Genomic DNA, 17,072 nt, shown 5'->3' on the forward strand with positions numbered 1-17,072 from the left:
TTTTTCAGGTATTCTTTTTTAGAATGACCACTCATAATTTTAGACTCCAGTTTTGGGTTACATAAATTATGAGTCAACGACTACTTTTTGAAATGGCCAGGGTTACATTTAATTTGATTCAAGTCGCCCCCTGTAACACATCTTGCAAAGCCATTTGGTCTTCAATATATTGAACAGGACGCATTTTTTCTTTCGCCCAGGCTGGAGCAACAAGTTCATCCCATCGGTTCGCAACAGCGGTTAACCTATTAACAGCCACATCCGGTGAAAGGTGCCGTAAAAATAAAACTACCCGGCGGGCATACTCTTCCAGAGAAACAGGTGCAAATTTATTCTGGTGATACAAATCAGCCAAAGGCGTATTAACCAATACATGCAAGTTATGTAATTTAACCGTGTCCACAGGAAGAGAGTTAATCAAAATTGCGGTTTCAATCAACTGCTCATCACTTTCATCGGGCAAACCAAACATTAAATGAACTCCACTTTTAAGACCCGTTTCAGCATACACTTTTTTTATCGCATCAACAGAGCATTCTGCAGAATGGCCACGTTTTAGAAAATGCATTTGTTTATCATCAAAGCTTTGTACCCCAAGCTCAATTTGGATAAATGTTTTTTCTTTTAATTCCCTCAGCATAGGCATCAATCTTTTTGGCAGACAATCAGGCCGAGTGCCCAAAACTAACCCAACAATATCTTCCTGCTCCAAAGCAATTTTAAAACGCTTTTCAAGATTGGTTACGCGGTCAAAAGTATTTGTGTAGGACTGAAAATAGACAAGAAATTTTTTGGCCCTATAGCGTTTTCGTATTTTATCACGATTGGTTTTAATTTGGTCAATCAAAGATTTATCGCGATCCAGATGATAGGCCGCAGAACCCCATTCATCACAGAAAATACAGGTAGTATCCATTTTTAAATTTTGTCGGTTTGGGCAAGTTTCTGCAACACTTACTGAAACTTTGTATACCTTTTCTTTAAATATTTTTTGATAATACTGACTAATGGGATAAAAACGGTGGTTGTTCCAATTTTGTTTTATGTTTATCAAAATCTCTCCGCAGGCACTAAAAATGAAGTGGCAATTTCGGGGTTCTGTAATAGGAAATCAATAATTAACCAAGAAACTTATAACCGAGGCTATGGACTGTTACAAAAAATTGCGGGTGTTTGGCTTTTACTTCCAACTTTTGCCTAAGCCAGGCAATATGCACATCTACGGTACGTGTTGTTGGAGCTTCTTCATATTCCCAAACATTCTTTAATAAATATTCGCGGGACAGGATTTCATTTCTGTTTTCAATAAAAAATTTTAACAAGCGGAATTCCTGTGCAGATAATTCAACGGGATGACCGTTTTTAAATATTTCTGCACTTTTTAGATTTACTTTTATTGAGCCAAATGTATAGCCATCGCTATTTACAGAAACCGGTTTTTGTCCCCGGCGCAGTAAGGCTTCAACTCGTGCCAATAGTTCCAGCATTTCAAAGGGCTTTGTGAGATAGTCATCTGCGCCAAGTTTTAAGCCTACAATTTTATCTGGAAGTTCTCCACGTGCTGTCAACATCAAAATTGGTGTTTCAATATTTTTATTTCTCAAATCGCGGCAGACATCAAATCCATTTTTGCCGGGTAACATTACATCAAGAATTATTAAATCAAAATTATTTTGCAATGCTTTCTGATAGCCTTCATTTCCATCCACAGCAAATGCTGTTTTATAATTTTCTGATACAAGCCGGTCTTGCAGAGTAATTTGTAAGCCGGGCTCGTCTTCTATTATCAAAATATTATGCATAATTCTGTTAATCCTGCAAAGGGATTTTTATGGAAAAAATGCTTCCTTTTCCAGGTGTACTGGAAACATTGATTTGGCCATCATGCTCATCAACAATTTTTTTAACCAGGCTCAAACCGATTCCTGAACCTGCGATTTGATTTTCTTTGGCAAAATTTCCACGATAAAATGGATCAAATATATGAGCAAGATCAGATTCATCTATTCCACTTCCATGGTCTGTTATTTCAAAAGTGAAACTTCCATCCGGCTTTTTTAGAGCTACATGGACAAGTATATCCTCAGGATCTTTGCTGTATTTAAGTGCATTCGAAATTAAATTACGGACGATTATAGTCAGTGCATTTTTATTAAATTTAATATTTATTGTTTCAGCTATGTTGAGTTTGATTGACCGGTTACTAGCCGGGTCTAATTCGCGGATAATGTCATTGGTTAATTTTGAAAGATTAATCACCTCAATATTTTCATGTGAGCCATTGCTAATGCCGGCAAATTGGAGCGTTTGCTCAATCATATTTGAAAGCCGCAGATTTTCTTTATAGATAAGTCTGCCATATTTTTTTTGTTGCTCGGCCGAATCCAAAATACCATCTTTTAGGTTTTCGGCTGCTGAACGGATAGAAGCTAAAGGTGTGCGCAATTCATGCGTTAAACCCGCAACAAATTCAATCTGGCCACGTGCAATTTTTTTGGCTTTGTGAGATGTATAAAAGACAAAACCTACACTGATTCCTAAAATCACAATAATTAAATAACTAATAACCAGGTTTCTTAAACGGGATTCACGAATTAGGTTGTCAATATTTCCTGAGATGTTTTTTATATATAATCTCCAGGGTATTATCTTGGACATCATAAAACGGAACGATTCTTCTTTTTCTAGTGTGTCTACCTGAACAGACCAATATTCCTTTTTTTTCAGATCAATATTCAATGGATGATCGTGTTGGATGCTATCAATAATGCCAATTTTGGCGGTAGCAACCATAAGGTGACTTGTGCGCCATTTTGCTATTTCAACAGATTCATCAGAGTTAGATAAATAATAATCATCTGATTTGGAGGAGTCCGATTTGTAGAATGTTGTTTTGTTGGAATCTGCCTTGATTATAGCTGTGTTATAAACGGCCATGCTATCGGCATAAAAATATTTTTCATTCAAAGAATCAAGAAATCCGATAAGCTCAGAACGGTTTAGCGTAATAACAATAAAAGAAGTATTTCTCTCTTCATCAAGATTAATAAATGTGATTGGTGTTAAATTGATTATTATTAATGCATTTTTTTTATCCAAAATTGGTGCATGGCTTAGTGAAATTAAAGATTGTAAAAATGAAAAAGAGTCTTTTGTCAGTTGTTCTTTAATTTCTATCAACTCTTTAGGGAAATGGACATCAGCAGTAATTTGTTTTGGGATTTGCTGCTTAATAATAAACTTATTACTGTTTTCAATTTCTATTAGAAATGCCTTATCAATTAAAGCAGGGTTTGATAATATTTTATTCGCTCTTTCAAAAGCACCTTGTAAGTTGGAAAAATTAAGATCAGCGTGCGATTTAGCTTCACTAAATGAATTATAAATTTTTGTTAACTCCTCGTCAAAATCTTCTGCAAAACGTTGGGCACTTATTTTAAGATTGTTTTTTAAGCGTACTTTTTCACCCTCGCCAAGCTGGTCCAGCCAATGATATTGTAAAATTGCCAGGGCAATAAGCATTGAACCAAGGATAAAAACAGCAAACATGATTCCTTTATTGCCGGAATTAACAAACCCTCGTTTGGCCACAATATTTTTCTGTCGAAATTTTGAAATAATTTTCATCATGGCAGCAATCTAATAAAACTTTACAGAAACCGCATCTGTTTACAAACAATCCGAAAAAATTTTACATTCTTAACAATTCTTTTTCATCCTCTTAACAACCCGCATGGCTTAAGCAAAGTATTATCAGAAAAATTATTCAATTCATGTTTGGTTTCCGCTCACCATGCAGTATACGATTTTGATCCTTATAAGCAAAAACACTTCATCCTGAGCGAAGACGAAGGGCATTATTAATTGTCAATTGAAAACTTATTAACCAAGAAGGAGAGAGTCATGCGTTTATCAATTAAATCATTTATTATTTCGGTTTTACTATTTGTTTTTGTTCAAAACTTATCAGCACAAATGATGATTAAGGCTACTGGAGACGTTTTTAATTTGCCGGAACTATCGGCGGTGATTGTGGAGCAGGATAAGAAAATTGTGGTAATTGCCACCATGGCACATATGCGTCCGGCAGATTATAAAGATATTGATCTCGAAAACAATGATCAGATTTTTATGGCCAATGGCAAAAAAATCAAATCAGTGAAACAGTTGAAAAATATGTACAACGAATTAGCTGTTGGGGATAAGCTAAAAATGGCTGTCAAACGCGGTGATGAGAATCAGCTTGTTTCATTTGCAAAAGCCGATCCTGAAGACTTACCCAAAATGAAAATACAGACTAAAACACTTACTCCGGAAGAAGCAGCAGAAATGGAAAAAAATGGTGGCGGTATGAAAATAATGCGTAAAACTGTTGGTCCCGATGGCAAAGTAAAAACAGAAATCAATGGAAAAGAAGTTGATAAAAAAGATGACTAATTCAATCAGCAGGAAAAGCATTGCCTGTTTAATAATCTTTCTCGGTTTTTTGCAATCTATAAGTTTTGCGCAAAGCAGTACTAATTTCAACCAGCGTGATGATGAATATCGTATGCTTGGTTTAAAAAGGGCCAAAGCAGCTTTTGAAATGGCTGACACGGATTTTAAACGTGTAGAAAAACTTTTTAATGAAGGTTTTGTTGCTGAACAGGAACTTATCCAGGCAAAACAGAGAAGATCGGATGCTGAGGTAAATTATCAACAATCACTTTTAGCTGTGATTTTTGAAGACCAGTATGTGAGTGTTGATAAAGCTGTAAAATATCAAAAAACCGATGGCAGCAAGCGGGTTGCTTTAACTTTGAGAAATACTTCGGGTGGAGCGGAATTTGAAAAGCTGGTGGAGGTTGAAGATGCTTTGTTTAGAGCCTTGCAGCCCGATGTTGTTAATGATATTTACGTATCGCTGCTAAATAATGATGGCGCTATAATTAGCCAGCCTTATGAATTTAAAATTGAAAAATTAAAATATGGCTACCCACAAAAAATCGATTTTGAACTTCTGCAGGATGTGGACATGGTTACCGTCAATATTGTTTTTAGCAATGGAAAACAGCGCAGCCCCAAAATATATCTGCAAAAAGATAATAGCGCCAACCGGGTTATTTTTCAAAGCATGCAATTTGCGCAAGAAGTGGAACTGGGTGGTTCAGCGACATTTGATTTAAACCTGGAGCTTTTCTCCGGATTGGAAAATACGTTTCGCCTGGAAGTTGTAAACCTGCCACGTTCAATTAATCGCTATTTTCAGGATGCCACAACCAATGCACGGTTAAGCCAGATAAAATTTTCTGAGCGAAGTAATTCCCGATCTGCACAATTAAAAGTTTTTTTGCCGGAGCGGCCAACTGAAAATGTAAAAATTGATACGTCTCTTGCATTTTACGTTGTGGCAGTTCCACGTAATTTTAAAGGAGATTTTTTAAGTAAGCGGGATAAAATTTGGACGGCTGAAGAATTGTTGAAGCTAAATATCGGGTTTTCCAAACTGGAAATTAATCCGAGAGGAATTGGCAAATTGTTGGTTCGAGCGCAACAGCTTTTCTTTAATTCAACCGGCAGTAAAGCTGTGGAAGCAACAATTGAAATTACAAACGAGGGTTCAAGGCCGCTCAATAATGTTCAGATTGAAACGGATTTGCCATTTAGCTGGCGTAAAAGTATTGAGCCGCAGGTAATCCCGTTTTTGGAAATTGGCGAAGAACAAGTTGTTAAGCTGACCTTTCTGCCACCGGAAGATATTTCACCCGGCCGGTATGAAATTAGAGTCCGTACCCGTTCACTTTCGGATGACCAGCCGGTTGATGGTGAGGATAAAAACCTTACAATTGAAATTGCCACTGAAGCAAATATTTTGGGTACATTGTCTTTGGTTTTTTTAATTGTTGTTGTGATTGCCGGAATGGTCATTTTTGGAATAAGATTAACCCGCAGATAAGTAAATATGGGCTGAATCAACTGTCATCCTGAACGAAACACAGTGGAGAGAAGGATCTCCTAAAGCAAGAGGATTCTTCGCTCTGCTCAGAATGACAGCAAGAAAGCGAACGAAAAAACAAGGAGAAATAATGGAAAATGAATTAAAACTGGAAGCACGAGACTTGGGCAAAATTTATGAAGACGGCACCAAAGCTCTGGACAATGTTTCTTTCAAAGTGGAGGCAGGCTCAATCTATGCTATGCTTGGTGGCAACGGGGCCGGCAAAACAACAACAATAAATATCTTCCTGAATTTTATTGAACCTTCGGCAGGTGATGCTTTGGTTGATGGTATTAACTGTAGCGATGAGCCATTGAAAGCCAAGGCAAATATCGCTTATGTTTCAGAAAATGTAATGCTGTATTCAAATTTTACTGCCATACAAAATCTTGATTTTTTCTCCAGGCTTGCAGGAAAAAATAACTATTCCCGAACGGATTATGAAAATGTATTAAGACGCGTTGGTCTTCAGGATGAAGCATTCGATCGCAAGCTATCAACATTCTCAAAAGGGATGCGCCAAAAAAGCGGTATTGCAATCGCTATATTGAAAGATGCAGCGGTTATTATTCTGGACGAGCCGACATCAGGTTTGGACCCTAAGGCCGGGTTTGAATTCATCCGTCTGCTTGAAGATTTAAAATCCGAAGGCAAAGCAATTTTAATGTCAACACATGATATTTTCCGGGCCAAAGAAATAGCTGACACGATTGGTATTCTTAACAATGGTAAACTTGTTATGGAGCGCAACAAAGAAGAGCTTAAAAATGCGGATCTGCAGCAGCTTTATGTAGAACACATGGCCGGATATATGAATGCTTGAGACTTCGGGTAATCGGTTCTCATAATCTTACTCTTTATCATACTCGCTATGAAGTTTAATTTTTTTTCACTGTAAGTCTTAAAAAAGAAAACGAGCAAGATCAAGATAATGGGCATGAGTATGAGGTGGTTATTTCGATAGCAGATTGTCATAATCTATTTTCTCAAACCAAGGAATAACAATGTTAAAACTTATCATTTTTAAAGAATTAAAGGATATTATCAGCTCTAGCAAATTTGCCTGGACTTTTGCCATAATATCATTTTTGACAATTATGGTTTTTTATGTAAGCGGCAAAAATTACGAGCTTCAGCAGCGTAGATATGAGGCCGGACTTGCAGAGAACACTCGCCAAATGCAGGGAATAACCGATTGGCTTCAAATAAAGCATCATATTTATTTACCGCCTGATCCACTTTATACTTTGGTAAATGGAATTGATAATGATATTGGCCGCAATACAGAAATGTTTGGAGTTGGCGAACTGGTTAGTGATGACAGCCGTTATATGGAGGATCCGCTTTTTGCAACTTTCCGGTTCCTGGATTTGCGGTTTTTGTTTGTAATTATCTTTTCCCTGTTTGCCATAATGTTTGGCTATAACATGATAAATGGCGAAAAAGAAAGTGGGACTTTGAAACTGGTTTTTGCCAATTCGATACCTAAGGATACTTTTGTTTTAGGTAAAATGATAGGAGCTATTTCTGCAATTGCGATTCCGGTTTTACTACCCTTATCTATAGGTTCGCTTCTGCTTATTTTTATGGGCATCCCTATGGAAGCAGAGAGTTGGCTGCGTTTGGCATTTATAAATTTTGCGGGAATTTTACTTTTTGTTTTTTTCCTGGTTTTATCCATCCTTTTTTCAGCTTTAACCAAAAAATCATCCTGGTCTTTTTTATATATGATTGTTATATGGATATTTTTTGTTCTCATCTGGCCACGCAGTTCGGTACTAATTTCCGGACGGGCAGTTGATGTCCCTTCCGTGGATGAGGTGGCTTATCAAAAAGCCGCGTTCCAATCACAGCTTTGGCAGGAAGACAGAAAAAAGATGAACAACTATAAACCGGACACTCAGGACATGTCCAAAATGATGGAAGACTTTCAAAAATTTATGGCTGAAATATCGGACGAACGAAATACGAAAATGGCAGAATACAGCCAACGATTAAATCAGGAGCGTCAAAACCGGCAGGTTATTCAGGAGTCCACTGCTTTTTGGGTTGGGCGCTTGTCTCCGGTAACAGAGTTTGCATTGGCTGCAATGCAATTGGCAGGCACCAATATTGATCTGAAGAACAGGTACAGAGAGGAAGCGAAAAGGTATCAGGAAACATATGCGGGATTTTTAAAGCAACATACTGGTGGTCCGTTACCAGGTGGCGGAATCGTTATGCGCATGGTTGGTGAAGAAGAACCTGAGCCGATTGATCCCTCTGAGTTGCCGGTTTATCAATTTAAAAAATCCTCATTGTCAGAAGATATGTCAAAAGCAGCGATCGATTTTGGATTGTTGATTAGTTTTATTTTAGTAGGATTTGCGTCATCGGTATGGGCTTTTTCGCGCTTTGATGTTCGCTAAACTAATAAAAGAATAAATACCCGGAGTTATAATGATAAAAATATTAACCATCAAAGAGTTTAAAAATATACTGCTAAGCCCAAAATTTTCTGTTACATTTTTAATGACTTCAATTTTGATTCTTTTAAGTCTGTTTATTGGAATACAAGAATACAATATAAAACAGGTCCAGTTTGAAACCGGGAATAAAATGGCGGCACAACAATTAAGTGAGCGCACGCATTGGGGAGGTGCCAATACACAAATTTTCCGTGAGCCAAATCCTATGCAGATTTTTGTTTCTGGTGTCAGTAACGATATTGGCCGTTTCTCAAATATCAGCGAATATGATCCTGTGAAGTTGCGCAAAAGCATGTATTCCGACGATCCCGTTTTTGCCGTATTCAGATCCATTGACCTGGTTTTTATTATTCAGGTGGTTTTATCTTTGCTCGCAATACTCTTTACGTACGATTCGATAAATGGCGAACGCGAGGATGGCACATTAAAACTTGTTTTGGCAAACGCCATCCCACGCTGGAAGTATTTGTTTGCTAAATTTAGCGGCGCCTGGCTCGGTCTGATTGTACCATTATCAATTCCGCTTTTAATTGGTTTATTATTACTAATGGTTTATAACATTCCTATTCAGCCAATGGCAGCAAGGCTATCTCTGTTAATTGTAATGGGATTATTGTACTATACTTTTTTTATCGGCATCGGATTATTGATTTCGGCCTTAACACGCAACTCATCATCATCCTTTTTGTTTTTGCTTGTTTTCTGGGTAGTAGCCGTATTAATTGTACCGCGTATTGGTACAATGGCTGCGGGGCAAATAGTACCAACGATTTCCCAAAGTGAAATTGAAAGCCAGATTGAACAATTTGCAAACCAGCAATGGCAAAAGCACGAAGACTATCTGAAGGATGTTTGGAAGGAACGCAACCTGGAAACTGATGGGTTGAGCGCAGAAGAAAGGCAAGCTTATAAAGATGAAAAAATGTGGCAATGGATGGAAGAAGATGACAATGCCAGAAATGCCATGCAAAAAGAAATATCCGAATACAGCCGCAGGGCGAAGGAAAAAATGGTTAATCAAAAAAGCGAGCAGGAAAACCTGGGATTTAACCTGGCACGGATTTCGCCCGCGGCAACTTTTATGCTTTCGGCTATGAATTTGGCCGGCACAGACGTCCATCTAAAAAACCGGTATGAAAAAGATCTGGACACTTACAAAGAATCCTTTACAGATTTTACAAATAAGAAAGCCAAAGAAAGTGGAGATAGCGGCGGTATTCGAATTACAATGGATTCAGAAAGTGGTATGTCAATAAAAATGGCTGATATGAAAAAAACGCTTGATACCAGTGACATGCCCCGTTTTGTAAATCTTCCACGCAGAATGGCAACTGTTTTAAGCCAGACAATTATTGATTTTGGAATTTTAAGTACAATGATTTTATTAACATTGGGTGCCTCATTTTTGGCTTTTGTAAGATATGATGTAAGATAGTAATTAATTAAAATAGGTTTTATTATATTTTACCTCATTTGGGGTTAGTTTTTTACCTCATATGGGGTTTTTGTTTTTGTTTGATTTGAAAAACTGCAAAAAAATAGGCTTTGACCGTTTGGCATGGGAATTGTCTATATAGGCAGAGTAGATTAATCAGACAAACATTATATATTACATAAGGAGATTTTATTATGCGTAAATTTAGACCACTTTTAATTTTAGCTGTTATGGGTTTGTGGATTATTAATTGCACAGCAGCAGGACAAAAAAGATCTGAAAAGGAAATCATAATTCAAAAAGTAGGTAATGGAATAACACTTGGACTTGTGATTTCTAATTTAAATGATGAAGATAAAAAGGAATTAAAAAGTGAGATCGGTGCTAAGGTTTTACATGTTTTAGAAGATAGTAATGCTGAAGAAGCAGGTTTTAAAGATAATGATGTTGTGGTTGAATTTGAAGGTGAAAAAATTGAAGATGCAAAAGAATTAAATGACATTGTAGAGGCTATTGAAGGTGAAAAAAATGTATCAATGACTGTGATTAGGGATGGCTCGAAGAAAAGCATTAAAGCAACTATAAAACCAGATGATGATGAAAAACATGTTGATCTTAAAATTAAGGGTGAGAGCGATGGCCAAAGTTGGAGCTGGACAACGACTGAAGAAGACGGAGACCATGAAAGCCTGGTATGGGTTGAAGAAAAAGATGGTGATCACAACGTAATTGTAAAAGAATTTGCCGGAGTTCCTGGTGCTCCACATGCTATTTCAATTAGCGAAAGTGGTAGTAATAAAGGTGGTTTCCTGGGTGTGGTTACAGATAATATCTCTGAGCAAATGTTGGAGTATTTTGAAGTTGAGCATGGTGTGCTTGTAAAGGAAATCGTTGAAGATTCTCCGGCAGAAAAAGCCGGATTAAAAGCTGGTGATGTCATCACTTTTATTGAAAATCGCAAAATTGAAGACTATTCAGACCTGACACGTACAATTAGTTTTTATAACCCGGATGAAGAAGTAGAAATTAGTTTTGTACGAAAAGGATCTAAGAAAAATGTAGATGCTAAATTAGCCAAGAAAAAACATAGAGTGGATTTTATTGGCGGAAAAGGTAGCAATATGTTCATTTTTGAAGATGATGATCACGGCGTTCATTCTCCCCGTTTTAATGTAAAAACCAAAGGCAAGCCTTTTATGATGAAGAAATTTGGTATCGGGAAGCAATCAATGAATATTTACATAATCTGATGAATTTTGATAAATCTAAAAGGTCTCCTTAATGGGAGACCTTTTTTTATTTGTTGAAAACAAGTTTACTTTTTATCATGCTAAACAAATGAGTTTTAAAATCCTTGGATTAAGATGAAATTACAAAGTATTACAGTAAAATTTATTTTGATTGTATCGGTTCTGATGGCTTCAGTTTTGAGCATTCAGTTCTATTTTACAAACCAGGCTCATGAAGATATTTTATCGGAACTAAACCGCTTAACAAAATCAATAAATACAACAACAGAAAAAATACTTGTTGAGCGATTCGAAAATGAAGCAATTGGTTTCGGGTTAAATGATAGCAATCATTGGAAGGTTAAAGCACCAAACGGCCACCCTAATGAGTTTTGGCATGATATTGAAGAAAATGAAGTAATTGTTTCTAGTTCAGATAAAGCAAACCCAAGAATTGAGAAATGGATTTCAAAGAAAAAAGGCAGATCAGGCACCACCATTATTGACGGTGCGCAATCTTATGAGTTCCTGTTTTCTGAAGATGACAAAATGCATGTGCTTCAGGTCGATTCCAACAGGCTTAAGTTAGAAGTGATTGATATAAACCTTAATACCCCAAAGCCGGCTAGTGGTGTTTCTGTGCAATCCAAAAATAAATGGACAAAAGCAATAGGCCTCAAACCCAAGGCCGAAAGAGATCATATCTTATCGTTTGAGTTTCCAACACTCGTCTCTACATCTAATGCCCCTCAGCGTCTTAGATATAATTACAACACCGAGGTTTTTAGTTCAGTTCTTGATGATATTCGTGACCGCAATCTACTAATTACCCTGAGCCTTTTCGGGCTTTCACTTCTTGCAATTGCAGTCATTGCCGGCAAGTTCCTGAAGCCGATTAAATCTTTGTATAACTCATTTGATAAGGTAGTCCAGGGAGATTTGGATGTTACTGTTAAATCAAAATCAAAAGATGAAATTGGCGAATTATCAACATCTTTTAACCACATGGTTAAGGAGTTAAGGAAAAATAAAGACAAAGAAGCTATTATGCATCGCCAGGAACGGTTGGCTTCTCTTGGACAATTGGCAGCCGGAGTAGCACATGAAATAAAAAATCCTTTAAACGCAATTAACCTTACAATAGAGCACCTAAATGATAAGTTCATTTCCGAGAAAGAGGAACAGGCATCCGGTTATATCCGAACGATCCAAAAAGAAATCAGGCGGCTGGATAAAACAGTCAACAACTTTTTAAGCTATTTGCGAAGTGAAAACCTGAACAAAAAAGAAGCGAATGTAAATAATTTGCTGGATGAAATATTGAATTTATATGAGCGTGAAATTTCCAACAGTAAAATTAAGGTTAGCAAAAACTATAGCAAAGAGTGCATAATTAATCTTGATACGGAGCGCTTTAAAACTGTATTGATGAATGTAATTATCAATGCAATTCAGGCTATGCAAAAAGGTGGTACTGTTGATATTTCAACAGATTCTGCAAGCGGTACAATTGTTATTAAAGATTCAGGTATTGGAATACCGAAGAAAGATCTGGAAAACATATTTGACCTTTTTTACACCACAAAAAGTGCCGGAACAGGGCTTGGTTTACCGACTGCACATAAAATTGTAAAGGAACATGGTGGAGAGCTTTCGATTGAAAGTGAAGAGAATAAAGGGACGGTAGTAAGAATCAGGATTAAAGATCAAAGAAAAAAAGTAGTTCAATAGTGTAAGCCGTGAGCAAGGGTAACGGGATGAGGGAAAAGACAGTAGCAGTAAGCAATGAACTCACTAATTCAATAATTCAAGTTATAACATGCACATACTCATTGTAGATGACGAACAAGCCCAGCGTAATATTTTGGCAGATATTTTAAAAGACGCCGGCTATAAAACAGATTTGGCTGAAAATGGAGAAGTTGCTTTACGTAAGTTTGGGGCTAATCAATATGCCATTGTATTAACAGATTTAAAAATGCCAGGGAAGGATGGGTTGGATGTATTGAAGCATATTCATAATTCTGACCAGGATACACAGGTTATTATTATGACAGCATTTGGTACAATTCCTGGTGCCGTTAATGCCATTAAAATTGGAGCGTATGATTATTTAACAAAGCCGTTTAAAAAAGACGACCTATTACAGGTTGTTGACCGTGCTGCTGAGAAAGTAAAATTGCTTAAAGAAAATGCACGATTAAAAAATGAAATATCCAATCGCTATCAATATGCAAGCATAATTGGCCAAAGCCCTGAGATGAGGCAAATATTTAGCATGATTGAGCGGGTTGCTAAGGTTGATGCCACTGTTTTAATTACTGGGAAAAGTGGCACGGGCAAAGAATTGGTGGCCCGGGCTGTTCACTATAATGGCAACAGAAAAGAAGGCCCTTTTGTAGCGCTTAATTGCGGCGCGATCCCGGAAACCCTAATAGAGAGTGAATTGTTTGGACATGAAAAAGGTGCTTTTACAGGTGCTGCCAAAACCTACATGGGTAAATTTGAGCAGGCACAAGGCGGGACGATTTTTTTAGATGAAATCGGTACCATGCGTCTTGATTTGCAAATTCGGTTGTTACGAGTTCTTCAGGAAAAAAAGGTGCAGAAACTTGGGTCAAATCAATCTATAGATTTAGATGTACGGGTAATTGCGGCCTCAAATGAAAACCTTGAAGAATTGATTAATGAGAAGAAATTCCGCTCTGATTTGTATCACCGGTTAAATGTTTTTTCGATTGCTTTGCCGTCACTTAAAGATCGATTCCAGGATATTCCATTGCTGGTTCGGCATTTCCTGGAAAAATATGCTGATCAATATAAAAAAGAGATCCCGGCGCTATCCCCGGATGCATTGAACAAACTTGAGAAATATCCTTTCCCGGGGAATGTGCGAGAATTGGAAAATATTATTGAGAAGACAATTATTCTTACAGACCATAATCCAATCCTGGCAGATGACTTAATGCTGCCGTCAACGAAACCGCAAAACAATAATGTAAAGGAAATAGATTCCAACGGCTCTTTGACAGATATTGAATATAAGCTGATCAGTGATGCGTTAATTGAGAGCAATGGCTCAATCAAAAAGGCATCGGAAGCTTTGGGTATATCTTATAAAACTCTTCAATACCGCATGAAAAAATTTAATATGCATAAAAATGATTTCAGATAATTTTAGATATTATTCTTCGTGAAAGGCCCTTAAATTTTTAACTGCAAAATTTGGATAATCGGATTCATTATATTTTGAAGAAGAGAACCTTAATTCAAAAATAGTTGTTTCATTTTTAGCAAGAGAGTAATTGATGCTGGTATTATCCCCACCTAACTTTAACGTAAAGGAATTGTCTGAATAAAAATCACCTTCAACATACCAAAGCGGCCTGACGGTGGATTTGTTTTTATTTTTTACAATTCCTTTTACATATAATTCATTTCCCCTGTTAATTTTATCTGTAATTGTAAATTCAATGTTTTTTATAAGCCGAACATCGGCGGAACCTGTTACAGAATTTTCTCCACAACCACTACTGTTTAACAAGAAAAAAGTGGCGACAAATAAAACCATTTGTTTTAACATTTTTCTTTCCTCCGTTTTAAATAATGTCTGATATCATGTTTAATTGATATTTATTTTATCATAAGAAGTTTTCTAACAATTTTTAGTTGCCCATTGTTTGCGATAAGGAAATATGTTCCACTTGAAACTGAGCTACCAAGGTTATTTTTACCATCCCAAGTAATATTTAATTTTCCAGATGTATTTATTTCAGAATTAAAGTCCTTTACTACCTGGCCTGTAATATTATATATCTTTATTGAAATATTCTTGAGGTCATTAAATTTTTGCAAGTTGATTTGAATTTTAGTCTGATTATTAAACGGGTTGGGGTAAACATTTATTAATGAATCACTGTTTACATCTTGGGACTCATATAAATCTGTGATTAAACTTGATTCATCTAAACAATCATAACAGACTTCACCACCTCTGGATGGCTCAAGACATAAAAAGGCCGTATATAAAGATAAAACACGCTCTTCTAAACTTTTAGCAACAATTTCACCAACAATATCGTTTGTCTGCTCTTCTTTTTCGAGTGAGTGAATATATTTACCTGACCAAATTTCTTCGTTTAAACTATCAGTATTGAATATATCCGTCTCATTAATAGTAACTTTACTGGAGAAAGGTATGTTATTAAATTCTCCTGCAATGTCAATTTTAAAAGGAAGTTCACCATTATATTTACCAACCTGCAAAATCGGCTTGTTTAAATAGATTGTTTGATTCGGATGAAAATCAAACCTACCATAACAGAAACCATTTTCAAGACTTGTATGCAGATCAAAAGAAGTCATAAAACCACCAAGAGATTGCGAAAGTTCTAAAAGTAGCTCTGACAGGGATTGTCCGGTACGAGTTGTTTTATAATTAGCAGATGTTAATCGAGTGATGTTTGTATAAAAATACTCATTTCCGCGATAATACCGCCCACCAATCCAATTGTATCCTATTGACCAATTTGCATAATCTGTTACATGGATTGGAAGGGTAGGATTCATTTTTGCCAATAAATCATCGATCAAATCGTTAGCCACAGAACTTTCTCCAAACTGTTCAGAAGAAGAAAGAAGAAATAAACTTCCATCATTACCATTGTTTTGAACAAAATCAATTCCGTTAGATAATAATGCAGGCAGGCTGCTGTAGTTCGAAATGATATCATCTTCCAGATTTGAAAAAACCGTTTCTATTGTTATAGAATCTGCTGAAACCCAATGGTTACTGACACGTTCTATATCTAGATTGGTAAAAAATAGGTTAAAAGAGTCCTGCGATGTAAAATTTGAATATAAAACTTCTTTAACATTAAGTAATAAGTCATTTGCTTTAATGTCTGTTTTTGAAGATTGATGATCAAATAAAAAAGCCACTTTTTTTGAAGCAGTACCTAATTCAGCAATTTGTGATGGCAATAATGCAAGCTGGTAATAGTTTTCGTGTTCTCCGGAATATTTATTAAGGTAAATACCATTATCAAAAGGGGTATCAATTGTATAGTTTAAACTTGATTGGGTGGATTCAACAGGGATGTCAGCCCTAAGATAATTTCCAAATTCTTCACTATCATATGGTCGAAATTTGTTATCCGGAAATTCAGAAATTTTTGGGTTTTTCCACTCTCCATTTACCCAACTTAAGATATTGAAAGTTGATATTGGATATCTTGATACATTTAGCATATTTACCGGTAGGGTGCATGAAACTGAATTTGCGTTCCAGTTTGTGGGTAGTAAGAATGTAATTTTTACTTTTCTTGATTCATTGCCTGCCATTGGGAAAATTCTTAATTCGTATTGCGTTTTACTATTTTTAAATAAAATAGAAGGATCACGCCGACGTTTTACTATATCTTCATAGATCGATGCAGCTGTCCATTTATCCAGTAATTTTCCTCTTATAATTTCATCTTCTACCCAAAGCCAGGAATCATGTACAATGGCCTCCTCAGGAAGATCAAAATAATATTGAATTTCAAGAGTATCTGCTGATGAATACCCTAAGCCTTTTCCGGAAAGAGTTAAATAAAGGCCACACTCCATATATAATCCTCTTGGCTTTACTGAAATGACTGCTTCTTCAATCGTCCCTTTACCATACTTCCACCATGACTGGGGATCCTGTACTCGCAGGTAGTTTGAAGCGGTCGAAAATGTTGCCGTTAATATTAAAAAAAACAATACCGTCAGTATAGGTCTGTTTGTGATCATTTTATTCTCCTTCACCAATTTAGGTTTAACGGTTTTATATAATGATATATACAAAATTTATACCAGATTTGAAAGGGGTTTTTAATCGATAAGTAAGCTTAAGATTTATATCTAATAAGAATATAATTCGTGCACTATGAATAATATTCGTAGGTAGGTGTGTGAAGATTTTGGAGCGTTCACTT

General features: G+C 36.3%; 13 protein-coding genes. 8 read left to right on the forward strand and 5 right to left on the reverse strand.

The window, feature by feature from the left end:
• Window positions 1–118: 118 nt before the first annotated feature.
• From HND50_17930 to HND50_17940, 3 genes are all read right to left on the reverse strand, one after another.
• Complete coding sequence (locus HND50_17930) at window positions 119–1,054, reverse strand: TIGR01212 family radical SAM protein (GenBank protein ID NOG47126.1); 936 nt, start codon at window positions 1,052–1,054, stop codon at window positions 119–121.
• Window positions 1,055–1,118: 64 nt separating this feature from the next.
• Window positions 1,119–1,802, reverse strand: a complete 684-nt coding sequence (locus HND50_17935) for a response regulator transcription factor (GenBank protein NOG47127.1) — start codon at window positions 1,800–1,802, stop codon at window positions 1,119–1,121.
• Window positions 1,803–1,809: 7 nt separating this feature from the next.
• The gene (locus HND50_17940; protein NOG47128.1) at window positions 1,810–3,630 is read right to left on the reverse strand and encodes a HAMP domain-containing histidine kinase; all 1,821 of its coding nucleotides are present in this window, start codon (window positions 3,628–3,630) and stop codon (window positions 1,810–1,812) included.
• A gap of 273 nt (window positions 3,631–3,903) precedes the next feature.
• Here HND50_17940 and HND50_17945 point away from each other — a divergent pair, with 273 nt between their 5' ends.
• From HND50_17945 to HND50_17980, 8 genes are all read left to right on the forward strand, one after another.
• Window positions 3,904–4,437 carry a PDZ domain-containing protein gene (locus tag HND50_17945; GenBank protein ID NOG47129.1) on the forward strand — a complete coding sequence of 178 codons (534 nt, stop codon included), beginning with the start codon at window positions 3,904–3,906 and terminating at the stop codon, window positions 4,435–4,437.
• Entirely contained in the window at window positions 4,406–5,935 is a 1,530-nt protein-coding gene (locus HND50_17950) for a hypothetical protein (protein ID NOG47130.1), read from the forward strand. The genes HND50_17945 and HND50_17950 overlap by 32 nt, the downstream gene beginning before the upstream one ends.
• 130 nt (window positions 5,936–6,065) lie before the next feature.
• On the forward strand, window positions 6,066–6,800 hold the full coding sequence (locus HND50_17955; protein ID NOG47131.1) for an ABC transporter ATP-binding protein: 735 nt from the start codon (window positions 6,066–6,068) through the stop codon (window positions 6,798–6,800).
• A gap of 181 nt (window positions 6,801–6,981) precedes the next feature.
• Complete coding sequence (locus tag HND50_17960) at window positions 6,982–8,385, forward strand: ABC transporter permease (protein NOG47132.1); 1,404 nt, start codon at window positions 6,982–6,984, stop codon at window positions 8,383–8,385.
• A 31-nt stretch (window positions 8,386–8,416) separates the two neighbouring features.
• A complete protein-coding gene (locus HND50_17965) occupies window positions 8,417–9,880 on the forward strand; it encodes an ABC transporter permease subunit (protein NOG47133.1) in 1,464 nt (487 codons plus the stop codon).
• A 194-nt stretch (window positions 9,881–10,074) separates the two neighbouring features.
• Entirely contained in the window at window positions 10,075–11,130 is a 1,056-nt protein-coding gene (locus tag HND50_17970) for a PDZ domain-containing protein (GenBank protein ID NOG47134.1), read from the forward strand.
• A 114-nt stretch (window positions 11,131–11,244) separates the two neighbouring features.
• A complete protein-coding gene (locus HND50_17975; protein ID NOG47135.1) occupies window positions 11,245–12,840 on the forward strand; it encodes a HAMP domain-containing protein in 1,596 nt (531 codons plus the stop codon).
• Between the two features lie 88 nt (window positions 12,841–12,928).
• On the forward strand, window positions 12,929–14,284 hold the full coding sequence (locus tag HND50_17980) for a sigma-54-dependent Fis family transcriptional regulator (protein ID NOG47136.1): 1,356 nt from the start codon (window positions 12,929–12,931) through the stop codon (window positions 14,282–14,284).
• A 9-nt stretch (window positions 14,285–14,293) separates the two neighbouring features.
• Here HND50_17980 and HND50_17985 read toward each other — a convergent pair whose 3' ends face one another.
• Together HND50_17985 and HND50_17990 are read right to left on the reverse strand one after the other, a co-directional pair.
• Entirely contained in the window at window positions 14,294–14,692 is a 399-nt protein-coding gene (locus HND50_17985) for a hypothetical protein (GenBank protein ID NOG47137.1), read from the reverse strand.
• Between the two features lie 50 nt (window positions 14,693–14,742).
• Entirely contained in the window at window positions 14,743–16,887 is a 2,145-nt protein-coding gene (locus HND50_17990) for a T9SS type A sorting domain-containing protein (GenBank protein ID NOG47138.1), read from the reverse strand.
• Window positions 16,888–17,072: the final 185 nt, after the last annotated feature.

Source organism: Calditrichota bacterium (assembly GCA_013112635.1).
In the GTDB taxonomy this organism is placed as follows: domain Bacteria; phylum Calditrichota; class Calditrichia; order Calditrichales; family J004; genus JABFGF01.

Coding starts and splice junctions, on each gene's coding strand:
- HND50_17935 (NOG47127.1), bottom strand. CDS start 1,802: ATGCATAATATTTTGATAATAGAAGACGAGCCCGGCTTACAAATTACT.
- HND50_17940 (NOG47128.1), bottom strand. CDS start 3,630: ATGATGAAAATTATTTCAAAATTTCGACAGAAAAATATTGTGGCCAAA.
- HND50_17945 (NOG47129.1), top strand. CDS start 3,904: ATGCGTTTATCAATTAAATCATTTATTATTTCGGTTTTACTATTTGTT.
- HND50_17950 (NOG47130.1), top strand. CDS start 4,406: ATGGAAAAGAAGTTGATAAAAAAGATGACTAATTCAATCAGCAGGAAA.
- HND50_17955 (NOG47131.1), top strand. CDS start 6,066: ATGGAAAATGAATTAAAACTGGAAGCACGAGACTTGGGCAAAATTTAT.
- HND50_17960 (NOG47132.1), top strand. CDS start 6,982: ATGTTAAAACTTATCATTTTTAAAGAATTAAAGGATATTATCAGCTCT.
- HND50_17965 (NOG47133.1), top strand. CDS start 8,417: ATGATAAAAATATTAACCATCAAAGAGTTTAAAAATATACTGCTAAGC.
- HND50_17970 (NOG47134.1), top strand. CDS start 10,075: ATGCGTAAATTTAGACCACTTTTAATTTTAGCTGTTATGGGTTTGTGG.
- HND50_17975 (NOG47135.1), top strand. CDS start 11,245: ATGAAATTACAAAGTATTACAGTAAAATTTATTTTGATTGTATCGGTT.
- HND50_17980 (NOG47136.1), top strand. CDS start 12,929: ATGCACATACTCATTGTAGATGACGAACAAGCCCAGCGTAATATTTTG.
- HND50_17985 (NOG47137.1), bottom strand. CDS start 14,692: ATGTTAAAACAAATGGTTTTATTTGTCGCCACTTTTTTCTTGTTAAAC.
- HND50_17990 (NOG47138.1), bottom strand. CDS start 16,887: ATGATCACAAACAGACCTATACTGACGGTATTGTTTTTTTTAATATTA.